Here is an 11,199-nt window from a genome sequence, read left to right as displayed (position 1 = left end):
TTATTCCGTCTTGGGGACAGCAGATTGGATAGAGAGTTACGCTTCGAGTACGGGGTTAGATATAAATTTTCTACGAATTCCGTTATCAATATTTAGTGAAAATGATGTAAGCTTTACATTTCCAGATAGTATGGTTTCATTTTGGATGGGAAGAGATAAACCAGAAGAATATTACAACGCTAAATATCATGGGCAGATTTTTACAATGTCAGAAGTAAAGTCTATGATGACAACTGATGTAATGAATAACCTTGAATCAATGATTCATAAAGGAACGATACCTTATGTTGAAGCACAGATCTGGAATCATGAAATTGCAATGAATTTATACAATAATCAAATGTTAAACCTTAAAGATAGGAATAGATTATGAAAGAATAGTCGATGAAGGCACTGACTTCCTATAACACCATGTTTACGCATCGGGGGACAAGCCCCCTCGGTTCGATTCGATCTTAATTACGCTAACGGGACACTATAGCTCAATAATCATCAGTAGAAGGCTGCTGACTGCATTACATCGGCAACCTTCTCAGCTAACTGGCAGGATAGATAGCTAACTTAAACTCAACGATCAATTGCCCTTAGTTCTTATAATAATTGGCTATGACGGATGAATTATATTCGTATTCTACTGATTATGATATGGGTCCAGACACCTATAAACATACGGGTCATGTAGTTGCGAAACTTAGTGAGTTTGAGACAGATTTGTTAAAAACAAAGGCGAATCAAGCGCACAGTACGGAATCAAGAGAGTTAATAGTTACAGCACTACTTATGGCTATTAAACAATTTACCCGAAGTAGCAAAATTATGATAGAACTTGAGGGGCACGGAAGAGAGGCAGGAAAGGATATCGATTTGACGAGAACTGTGGGCTGGTTCACCAGTATTTACCCCTTCTCGATTCAATTATCAGAGAATACTACATCGGGTTATATCAAAGAAGTGAAAGATAATCTGAGGAGAATTCCTAACAAATTCAGAAAACATAACATACAAAATTTATGAATTTATTTATAGAAGATTTAAGAAAGGTTATATCACATTGCTGTTCTAAAGGGGAAATTGAATTTACTGTCTCGGATTTCGAAACGGCAAATTTGACACAGGATGAGCTGGACAACCTCTTCGATTATTAATATATTTACAATTATAGGAATGATAGAGTTCTGATTCGAAAATAATAATTTATTTATTTGAATAGGGGTTAATAAATTGAACAATTACATAATTCGAAACTTTATTCCGAAAGACGTCTCCAGCATTTATAACGTTCAATTAGCGTACAACAAAGTATTCCCTGAAACCTCAGTAATTCCAGGAGAAGCGTACCTATCCCCCGAATTTGACAACGGAAATATGTTCTGTGCATTGAACGGGAAAGGTCAGCTGGAGGGATATTCCTCTATTTATCCTATAATGGCAGCAGACAGTAGCGATAGTGCGGAGAACGTACTATGGGTGGAAATTAAGTATAATCCCTTAACTGCGGATCATGCGGCATTAAGAGAGATGTTATTTCAACATTTAATGAACAGAGTAAGTGAAATCAAGAAAGATGCAGTCAATAAAAAAACCAAAATTTGCTTTACCTTTTTCCCGTCCGAGCAGGAAAGTTCAGAGTATGTGCTTTCTAATGGTTTTATAGTAAGTGAAGGGATTTATCATATGGCTAGAAATCTTGCTGAGCCCATCGAGCATTATCCTAATCCTGACCAGATTGAAGTAAGAGAGTGGAAGATGAAAGATGATAAAGAAATAGAAGATTACGTTCAAGCGTACAATGTAGCTTTTCCTGAGAAGCCATGGAATATAGAGGGAGTAAAGCATTTTATGTTATCTAAACTGTGGGCAGTGGGCACAACATTGTCTGCATTCGATAAGGGACAATTAATTGGCAGTATTATGCTTTACTGGGATGAAGAAGAGAATGCGAACGGAGAGATAAACAGAGCTTCTACGGAACAAATCTTCGTGTTACCTGAATGGCGTGGAAAGGGATTAGCAACATATCTGATTAGCCGAGGAATGGATTATTTGGTAGGCAAGGGGATGGACGAATCCCATCTTGAAGTCAGGGCGAACAATGAGAATGCACTGAATATATATAAGAAGCTCGGATATAAGGTGACAAAAAGTGAAAGTATTATTGAATGTGTTATTTAACAGTGGAACACTAAAATGAATATTAAGAACCCTGCATGTAAAATGATATCGTGAATTTTACATGCAGGGTTCTTTGCAGAGCGGTTAAAGATGTATCATGAAGTATTCTGGTTGACCAGAAGGAGGGTGTTACCAGGTGGTATTATAACTTATAATCTAAACATGTATTAATCGTAACCAATTATTAAGGGGCGATAAAATGTTAGTTATTAAATCTATAAAAGATTGTCCTCTACGTCAGACTGAGCTTGCTCAATTTGTTGAAGAAAAGTGGCCAAAGGTGAAGGGAGTTGTACTTCCGAAAATTGATGAAAGTTTATCATCAGAAGGTATGCTCCCACTTACATTTCTGCTGTTGAAGAACGAAGAAATAATTGGATTTTATCAATTAATCGATCAGGAATTTATAATGCGAAAAGATTTATCACCCTGGATAGCGCCCTTATTCATTGACGAGATTGAGCGAGGACAGGCTTTAGGTTCAGTATTGTTGGAGCATGCCAGACAAATTGCAGGGGGACTGGGATATGATAAGGTATACTTGGCGACTGACCATATCCGTTATTATGAGAAGTACGGATTCAGGGAAATAGGACTGGATAATTTTGAATGGGGACGGCCTACTAAATTATATGAACATGACACCATAAAAAATTTTTCGTCTAATCGCTAAGCTAACGGGACACATTAGCATAATCAAGCAAGACAGCAGCCAGCCAGAATGATCGGCTGATTTTTCGTTGAAGTAACTGGCAGTTTAGTTGAACAGGATTTTGCTGATTAAGTGTTGAAATCTTATAGTCATGCATATCTAATGGATGGGTGAGGTCAATGTCTGAAAAAGAAGATGTAATTATACGCAGTGTTAAAATGGAAGATGCGGCTACAGTTTTAAATATTCAAAGTGAGGTTGTTAGTGAAGGGGCTTTTTTAATACATGTATCAGAAGAATTTAATAGAACATTTGAACAAACAAGAGAATCGATACAGAAGATATTAGAAAATGATAAAGAAATAATGTTAGTTGCAGAAATTAACGATGAAGTAGTTGGTTGGATTGTGTTTTTTTCACAAAATAGAAAGAGATTGTCTCACACTGGTTCTTTTACAATGATGCTTAGTAAAAGTTACAGAGGTATGGGAATTGGGAAAATGCTTGTGAAAGCATTATTAGATTGGGCAGAAAAGAACCCATTAATTGAAAAGTTAAGTTTGGGAGTATTCTCTACAAATCATAAGGCAATATCCCTCTATAAAAGCATGGGCTTTGTTGAGGAAGGTCGCAAAATAAAAGAATTCAAGTTAAATGATAAAGAGTATATTGATGATATTCTTATGTACAAGTTTGTTAAATAACTTATTTATTGCACAAACGGGACACGATAGTTCAGACAACCAGGGAGCAGACCGCTACGAGCAGCTGCTCCCTTTCGCATTGAAGTAACGGGCAGGATAGTTCAAAAATGTTGTAGAAGTATATTGGTGAAAGACTTTTGGAATGTAGTCGAAGTTGATTGTGTGAATAATAAAGAAATTAAAAAATGGGAGATTTATGAAACATATTTCAAACTTTATGATTCAGACGAAGATTACAAAGAAGAGTTACCGCGTAAAATCCTAACTTTTTTGCGTATTGTACGAAAATTGAATCAAAGAATCCTTCTATTTTAAAGGAGTCCCTTATGACGAACGAGAAACTTTTGGAGTTACTAGGCAGGTACGATATCCAACAGTCTGAGATTATTTTCTTAAGGCATAACGAGAACAGAACATATCGTGTTAATGACAGAACGGGAAAATCATATTTACTCCGCATTCATGATCCTCTTATAGACAACATGAAAGGTCTGCAGCATACATACGGCGGTATTCTTGGAGAATTGCAAATGCTTGAGAAGCTGGGAAGCTGGAGCATCAACGAAGTACAGACTCCTGTAAGAAACAAAGATGGTGAACTAATTTCGATCATCGAATACGAAGGTGAACTGCTGAACTGCTCCGTCCTCACCTGGCTGGATGGAAGAGACATGAGTAAGAATGATGTTAACAATCTTGAACTGGTAAAAAAGCTGGGATTGCAAATAGCAGAACTGCATACTTTTTTTCGGCAGTACGAACATTCAGGTATGGAGATTCGCCCGAGTCAAGGCAAAGCCAATAATGAACGGATGATCCGAGTGATCCATTCGGGTGTGCAAAAGAATTTATTTACGTCTTCTGATGCTAATGTCATTGAACAAACGCTGCAATTGATCAACTCCCGGTTAGATGACCATGGTGGGGAGGCAGGCCCTGACCTTATTCATGGGGATTTGAGTAAGGGTAATACCATCATCACGACCGAAGGAGAGGTGCGCTTCATCGATTTTGGCTTTTTCGGAACCGGTTATGCCTTGCTTGATGTGGCCATGGGAGCTTTGATGCTGCCATCCGATCGAAGAGATACTTTCCTTACGGGTTATTACAGAGAGCGCGAAAATACAGCAAATGATCTCCTGCAGCTGGAAGGTTTTATGTTGGTTTCTATAATCGGGTATTACGTTTTTCAAATGGAGAACGAACATGTTCATGACCGGATGCGTGAAAGAATGCCGAAATTATGTGCAGAGTATTGTCGCCCCTTCCTCAATGGTGAAAGTATATTTTATAAAATATAAAATGGAACCTTCATCGTTCAACTAACGAGGAACGAGTGCTTAACACGCAGCTAACCTAACAGTTTTAGAGGGGAACAATGATTTAAAAAGTTGAGGTGAATAACAATATGGAAGAAAGAATATTGCAATTTCTAAATAAAACATATCCTATTAATTTTTATAATGTAGAAGCAGTAACAAATGAAATGTACCGTTGTCAATCAAAAAAAGGTACCTTTTTTGTTCGAATAACGAATTATAAGACATATCAAGAACAATTAGAAGAAGTACATTGGACTAATTATCTATTTAACCAAGGCATAGGTGTTCCTAAGATCATACCCTCTATAAATAATTCATTAATTGGAAATATAATGTTAGATGAAGAGAAGCTGGTCGTTTTATTTCAGGCTGCATCAGGAATCCATCTGCCACGGTCAAAATGGAACAAAACTGTATTTAGAGATCTTGGACAACAAATGGGCAGAATGCATCGAGTGAGTAAAGGATATTTGAAATCTGAGACTACTGCACATATCAAACATTGGTACGAGAGCGAAGAATATGATTTTCTCAAATACATTCCTGCAGAAGAGAAGACCATACGGGGAATTGCACACGATGTTGTAAACAATATTAAGGAACTGCCACAGGATAATTCAAATTATGGTTTAATACACGGAGACCTGTGGCTGGAAAATATCCTTGTAGACAGTGACTCCAAACTAACGATGATTGATTTTCAAGATTGTGAAAAGCATTATTATGTATACGATTTAGCCGTTCCAATCTATTCTGCACTGGAGTTCTCGTTCTCAGGGGGAGAAAACATAAGAGATTATGAACGATCCATTTCCAAGGCGTTAATAGATGGATATGAAGAGGAGAATGACCTCTCTTCTGAGATGCTTATGAAATTACCACGCTTTTTGAAGCTAAAAGAATTGTTTGAATATAATTTGATGCATATGTATTGGAATTCTAAAGAACTAAGCGAGGAACAAGTCCGAATCTTGAACTTATATAGAAATCGAATAGAGTACAGCCACTCTTGAACTAACAGTGAATAAGGGTCAGAATTAAGTAATGGGTAACGACAGTTCAATAATGAAAGGGCTGCTGAGTGTAAAAATAAAAATGGGAAATAATAATAAAATGCGTATTGTAATACCCTATGGGGGTATGGTATATTGAACATCAAGGAGGATGCTTATGGATAAAACTAATGAAGATCCAAATCAGTCTAGTTGCCATACCGATAGAACTGAACGCAAAAGCCATCATTCAGATAAAGTGAAGAATAATTTAGTTTCTCGCTTAAATCGGATTGAGGGCCAAATACGTGGGGTCAAAGGTTTGATTGAGAAAGATACCTACTGTGACGATGTACTAAATCAAATCGCGGCCATACAGTCCGCTATGAATAGTGTTGGTAAGATTCTTCTTGAAGGTCATATGAAGAGTTGTGTGATTGAACGTCTGCAAGAAGGCGACCAAGAAGTAGTAGATGAGCTGTTAGTTACGATAAACAAATTAATGAAATAATTATATTGAGAAGATTGAGGAGAAGATAAGGATGCAATCCATTACATTGAACGTTGAAGGTATGTCCTGTGGTCACTGTGTGAAGTCGGTTGAAGGTGCTATGCAGGAATTAGGAGCTACAGCCAAAGTGGACTTAGCTGCCAAAACAGTCACTGTGAATTATGACGAGTCTAAGCTTACAGTGGATGCAATTAAAGAAGCTATTGATGACCAAGGATACGAAATTGTTTAAGAAATGAACTGAATAAGCCGCATCTTCATATTGGTTACTAATTGTGTGTAAGAGGGTGCGGCTTTCTGAGTGATATAGAATTTATAACTTTCAGCTCATAAATTCTAAGTATCACTTTAAGAAACGCCCATCTTAAATGACGGTGAAGCCGTTTCTTTTTGCAATATTTTTTTTGAAAAAAATATACCCCATATGGGTATATACTGGAGAGTGGTATCGATGGAACAATCAGGTCAACAATCAACCTTACAGATTGCTGGGATGACTTGCGCAGCATGTGCGAATCGGATTGAGAAAGGCCTCAAGAAGCTTGAGGGCGTAGAGGAAGCAAATGTTAATTTTGCTCTCGAGAAAGCTTCCGTAACTTATGATAAGTCTAAAGTTAATTTACCCGCAATCGAACAGAAGATACATGATTTAGGGTATAGCACAGTGAAGGAAAGTGCAGATTTCGATATTGCAGGAATGACGTGTGCCGCTTGTTCTGCAAGGATTGAGAAGGGATTAAATAAGCTTCCTGGTGTTAGTCAAGCGACAGTTAACTTTGCACTTGAGACAGCACATGTAGAATTCTCAGCAGGTGAGGTTAGCGTTCAAGATATGATAAAGAAGGTGGATCAGCTCGGCTATAAAGCGACACCAAAGAGTGATCAGCCGGAAATAAAGAATCATAAACAGCAAGAGCTGGTTTGGCAAAAACGTAAACTACTAATCTCAGCTATTCTTTCTTTTCCGCTGCTCTGGGCTATGGTTAGTCACTTCTCATTCACCTCATGGATCTACTTGCCTGAGTTCCTTATGAATCCATGGGTTCAGCTTGCACTAGCAACACCTGTGCAGTTCATTATTGGTAAGCAGTTCTATGTAGGGGCGTATAAAGCCCTTCGCAATAAGAGCGCGAATATGGACGTTCTAGTTGCATTAGGAACATCCGCAGCCTATTTCTACAGTTTATTCCTAACTATTCAATGGGCGAATGCAGCAGAAACACATCATATGCCAGATATGTATTACGAAACAAGTGCTGTACTAATCACACTTATCATATTAGGGAAATTGTTCGAAAGCTTGGCTAAAGGCCGCACATCAGAGGCAATCAAGAAACTCATGGGGCTTCAAGCTAAGACAGCACTCGTTATTCGTAATGGAGTAGAAGTAAATATACCAGTGGAAGATGTTATCGTAAGCGATGTTGTCATTGTTAAGCCAGGTGAGAAAATTCCTGTCGATGGTCAAGTGATTGAAGGGATTTCATCTGTTGATGAATCGATGCTAACAGGAGAGAGTCTTCCTGTTGAGAAGAAAGCTGGCGATCCTGTTATCGGAGCAACTGTGAACAAGAATGGTAGCATCAAAATTACAGCAACCAAAGTAGGCAAGGAAACTGCGCTTGCTCAAATTATCAAAGTTGTGGAAGATGCGCAAGGATCTAAAGCGCCAATTCAACGAATTGCAGATCGAATTTCAGGTATTTTTGTACCGATTGTAGTCGGTATTGCAGTTGTTGCTTTTCTAGTGTGGTATTTCATTGTTTCACCAGGCAACTTTGCACGTGCGCTGGAGATCGCTATTGCTATTCTCGTTATTGCTTGCCCTTGTGCGCTAGGTCTTGCAACACCAACATCTATTATGGCAGGATCTGGTCGTGCAGCTGAGTTCGGCATTTTATTCAAAGGCGGAGAACATCTAGAGTCGATGCATAAGATTAAGACGATCGTTCTTGATAAAACAGGAACAGTAACCAAAGGTAAGCCAGAGCTAACAGATGTATTAGTTGAGAATATGGATGAGAAGGAAATGCTTCGACTCGTTGGAGCAGCAGAGAAACATTCCGAACATCCATTAGCAGAAGCTATTGTAGCGGGTATTCTGGATAAGAATATTGAAATTCCTTCAACAGAGTTCTTTGAAGCTATTCCCGGCTATGGTATTCGAGCGACTGTAGAAGGTAAAGATGTATTTGTTGGCACACGCAAGCTGATGAATCGTGAAGAGATTGCTTTCAATCATGTTGAGGACGCGATGATCGCATTCGAATCACAAGGTAAGACAGCTATGCTGATTGCTATTGATCGTCAATTTGCAGGTCTTGTTGCTATTGCGGACACGATTAAAGAAACTTCAGTAGAAGCAATTGCGCGTCTTAAGCAAATGGGAATTGAAGTCATCATGATAACTGGCGATAATACACGTACTGCTAATGCTATTGCGGGGCAGGTTGGAATCGATTATGTACTTGCAGAAGTACTGCCAGAAGGTAAGGCAGATGAGATTAAGAAGCTGCAAGTAACTGGCAAGAAGGTTGCCATGGTTGGAGATGGCATTAATGATGCACCTGCGCTAGTTACAGCAGATGTTGGTATTGCGATCGGAACTGGAACTGACATTGCGATGGAAGCAGCAGATGTAACACTTATGCGTGGGGATCTGAACAGTATTCCAGATGCTATATATATGAGCCAAAGAACGATGGTCAACATTAAACAGAACCTATTCTGGGCGCTTGCTTATAATTCGCTGGGGATTCCAGTTGCAGCGTTAGGTTTACTTGCACCATGGGTTGCGGGTACTGCGATGGCATTAAGCTCAGTATCGGTCGTACTCAATGCCTTACGACTACAGCGTGTGAAGCTATAATAATAGAAGCTTATCATGGGAGGTAGGCCGAATGACAATGGGGAAATTTGCAGTTACGCCTGGCTTTGAACTAGGTGGAGCTATTTTTAGGCCGGAACATTTGGCGCTGCTTGGTACAATCATTGGTGATGACGCCAAGATTGAGTTAACAACTTTTAAACAACTATATATCGAAATGCAGGAAGAGCGGATCGAGCAAGTAAAAGCACAATTGAAGACGATCGGTCTAGAAATATATCCAGCAGGGTTCTATACCAAGAGCTTGATCGCTTGTCACTTTTGCCGCGGAGAAGAGGATGCTGGGCTGAGTATAGCGAGGCAGCTGAATGAGGCTATCGCAGGAATAGCAACACCGAGTCCAATGAAAATCGGTTACGCTGGTTGTGCACTTGGGACGAGTGAACCTTTATTAAAGGATATTGGTGTTGTCAAAATGAAAGATACTTACTCGATCTACGTCGGTGGTGAGCCCAAATCGATTAAACCGACAATTGGCATCTTGTTTATGTCTGATATTACGCAGGAAAGACTGATTCCTATCGTACAAAGATTAATTGAGCTTTATCAAGAACAGGGGAAGAAGAAGGAGAAGTTTACGAGATTTATCGATCGGTTGTCGATGGAAGAGTTAAAAGCGAAGGTAAGTTAATAGCTAATAATAACGGCCGATTCTCTCATTTTTTTCATGTTTGGTCAATCTTCGGTAAAGAAGAGGTTGTAGCAAAAGAAATCGCAACGGTTGAAGCATCTGTTAAGGCTTTGAATGAAAAAGCAACAGCAGCAGGTAAGAACGCTCTAATCTTGTTAACAAATGACGATAAAATCAGCGGCTATGGCCCAGGTTCCAGATTTGGTGTTATCCATGATGTATTTGGTTTTAAAGCTGAGCTGTAGATCCTAAGATTGAAGTTTCTACACATGGTCAAAGTATCGCTTATGAATATATCGTTGAGAAGAATCCGGACTACACCTTCGTTGTCGATCGCACAGCGGCTGTTGACGGTAAATCCTCTGTCAAAGAAATCATTGAAATAGATCTTGTGAAGAAAACCAATGCTTCAAAGAGGGTAACATCGTATATCTTGATCCTGACTTCTGGTACTTATCTGGCGGTGGATTAGTGTCCGTTCCAGAAATGATTAAAGAAGTAGAAGGTGGATTGAAGTAAGAGTTGGGTTGAAGTAAGAGATGGATTGAAATAAGAGACAGTTTGAAAAAAGATAGTTCGAAAAAAGATAGTTTGACAAAAACTGCAATTTTCAATTGTAGAAGAAACGGGTTTGCCATTAATCAGGGCGGATCCGTTTTTTTATTTGCGTTAAAGCGGAAGCAAACGACGTTATAACGGAAGAAGCTTCCGCAATAACGCCGTTTTGTGCCGCACCGCGAGCAAAGCCAGCGCAATAGCGTAGTATCCGCGGTTGAAGCGGAAGCAAACGACGTTATAACGGAAGGAGCTTCCGCAATAACGTCGTTTTGTGCCGCACCGCGGGCAAAGCCAGCGCAATTGCGTAGGATCCGCGGTTAAAGCGGAAGCAAACGACGTTATAACGGAAGAAGCTTCCGCAATAACGCCGTTTTGTGCCGCACCGCGAGCAAAAGCAGCGCAATTGCGGAGTATCCGCAGCGGAACCGGAAGCAAACGACGTTATAACGGAAGGAGCTTCCGCAATAACGCCGTTTTGTGCCGCACCGCGGGCAAAGCCAGCGCAATTGCGTAGGATCCGCGGTTGAAGCGGAAGCAAACGACGTTATAACGGAAGAAGCTTCCGCAATAACGCCGTTTTGTGCCGCACCGCGAGCAAAAGCAGCGCAATTGCGGAGTATCCTATTTAGCCCCCTAATCCACTTGGACACTCTATCTACTTCAGATACAATATAATAGTGGGGGAAGAAGTCCATGAAGAGAAGATTTAGGTGCCCTGTAACAACGAAGAAGGAATTGGTAGCGGAAGTGATGTCAGGCTTTCGAACCGA

At 39.7% G+C, this 11,199-nt stretch carries 10 protein-coding genes and 2 pseudogenes; all 12 read left to right on the top strand.

Annotated elements, in window-relative coordinates; genetic code table 11:
- Positions 1 to 373, top strand: a pseudogene (locus AC1DOK_RS24050) (hypothetical protein); the annotation flags it as partial.
- A gap of 233 nt (positions 374 to 606) precedes the next feature.
- The gene (locus AC1DOK_RS24045) at positions 607 to 1,014 is read left to right on the top strand and encodes a condensation domain-containing protein (protein WP_477556821.1); all 408 of its coding nucleotides are present in this window, start codon (positions 607 to 609) and stop codon (positions 1,012 to 1,014) included.
- Between the two features lie 207 nt (positions 1,015 to 1,221).
- On the top strand, positions 1,222 to 2,172 hold the full coding sequence (locus tag AC1DOK_RS24040) for a GNAT family N-acetyltransferase (protein ID WP_477556820.1): 951 nt from the start codon (positions 1,222 to 1,224) through the stop codon (positions 2,170 to 2,172).
- Between the two features lie 199 nt (positions 2,173 to 2,371).
- Positions 2,372 to 2,845 (top strand): GNAT family N-acetyltransferase, encoded by a 474-nt coding sequence (locus tag AC1DOK_RS24035; RefSeq protein ID WP_477556819.1) that lies wholly within the window; start codon positions 2,372 to 2,374, stop codon positions 2,843 to 2,845.
- Positions 2,846 to 3,003: 158 nt separating this feature from the next.
- Complete coding sequence (locus AC1DOK_RS24030) at positions 3,004 to 3,528, top strand: N-acetyltransferase family protein (protein ID WP_477556818.1); 525 nt, start codon at positions 3,004 to 3,006, stop codon at positions 3,526 to 3,528.
- Between the two features lie 326 nt (positions 3,529 to 3,854).
- Positions 3,855 to 4,829, top strand: coding sequence for a phosphotransferase enzyme family protein (locus tag AC1DOK_RS24025; protein WP_477556817.1), 975 nt, complete (start codon positions 3,855 to 3,857; stop codon positions 4,827 to 4,829).
- A gap of 107 nt (positions 4,830 to 4,936) precedes the next feature.
- Entirely contained in the window at positions 4,937 to 5,863 is a 927-nt protein-coding gene (locus AC1DOK_RS24020; RefSeq protein ID WP_477556816.1) for a phosphotransferase enzyme family protein, read from the top strand.
- A gap of 157 nt (positions 5,864 to 6,020) precedes the next feature.
- Complete coding sequence (locus tag AC1DOK_RS24015) at positions 6,021 to 6,353, top strand: metal-sensitive transcriptional regulator (protein ID WP_477556815.1); 333 nt, start codon at positions 6,021 to 6,023, stop codon at positions 6,351 to 6,353.
- A 31-nt stretch (positions 6,354 to 6,384) separates the two neighbouring features.
- The gene (locus tag AC1DOK_RS24010) at positions 6,385 to 6,585 is read left to right on the top strand and encodes a copper ion binding protein (protein WP_477556814.1); all 201 of its coding nucleotides are present in this window, start codon (positions 6,385 to 6,387) and stop codon (positions 6,583 to 6,585) included.
- Between the two features lie 219 nt (positions 6,586 to 6,804).
- A complete protein-coding gene (locus AC1DOK_RS24005) occupies positions 6,805 to 9,222 on the top strand; it encodes a heavy metal translocating P-type ATPase (RefSeq protein WP_477556813.1) in 2,418 nt (805 codons plus the stop codon).
- A gap of 31 nt (positions 9,223 to 9,253) precedes the next feature.
- Positions 9,254 to 9,871 (top strand): nitrite reductase, encoded by a 618-nt coding sequence (locus tag AC1DOK_RS24000; protein WP_477556812.1) that lies wholly within the window; start codon positions 9,254 to 9,256, stop codon positions 9,869 to 9,871.
- A 47-nt stretch (positions 9,872 to 9,918) separates the two neighbouring features.
- Positions 9,919 to 10,390 (top strand): annotated as a pseudogene (locus tag AC1DOK_RS23995) (ABC transporter substrate-binding protein); the annotation flags it as partial.
- Positions 10,391 to 11,199: the final 809 nt, after the last annotated feature.

The organism is Paenibacillus sp. P5_B5, from assembly GCF_056400365.1.
Note: the sequence above shows the minus strand (reverse complement) of the source record. Positions and strands in the feature narration are given on the sequence as shown.

Bases quoted from the DNA above. Each gene is read 5' to 3' on its own strand.
- AC1DOK_RS24015 (WP_477556815.1), top strand. From the start codon at position 6,021: ATGGATAAAACTAATGAAGATCCAAATCAGTCTAGTTGCCATACCGAT.
- AC1DOK_RS24010 (WP_477556814.1), top strand. From the start codon at position 6,385: ATGCAATCCATTACATTGAACGTTGAAGGTATGTCCTGTGGTCACTGT.
- AC1DOK_RS24000 (WP_477556812.1), top strand. From the start codon at position 9,254: ATGACAATGGGGAAATTTGCAGTTACGCCTGGCTTTGAACTAGGTGGA.
- AC1DOK_RS24025 (WP_477556817.1), top strand. From the start codon at position 3,855: ATGACGAACGAGAAACTTTTGGAGTTACTAGGCAGGTACGATATCCAA.
- AC1DOK_RS24030 (WP_477556818.1), top strand. From the start codon at position 3,004: ATGTCTGAAAAAGAAGATGTAATTATACGCAGTGTTAAAATGGAAGAT.
- AC1DOK_RS24045 (WP_477556821.1), top strand. From the start codon at position 607: ATGACGGATGAATTATATTCGTATTCTACTGATTATGATATGGGTCCA.
- AC1DOK_RS24005 (WP_477556813.1), top strand. From the start codon at position 6,805: ATGGAACAATCAGGTCAACAATCAACCTTACAGATTGCTGGGATGACT.
- AC1DOK_RS24020 (WP_477556816.1), top strand. From the start codon at position 4,937: ATGGAAGAAAGAATATTGCAATTTCTAAATAAAACATATCCTATTAAT.
- AC1DOK_RS24035 (WP_477556819.1), top strand. From the start codon at position 2,372: ATGTTAGTTATTAAATCTATAAAAGATTGTCCTCTACGTCAGACTGAG.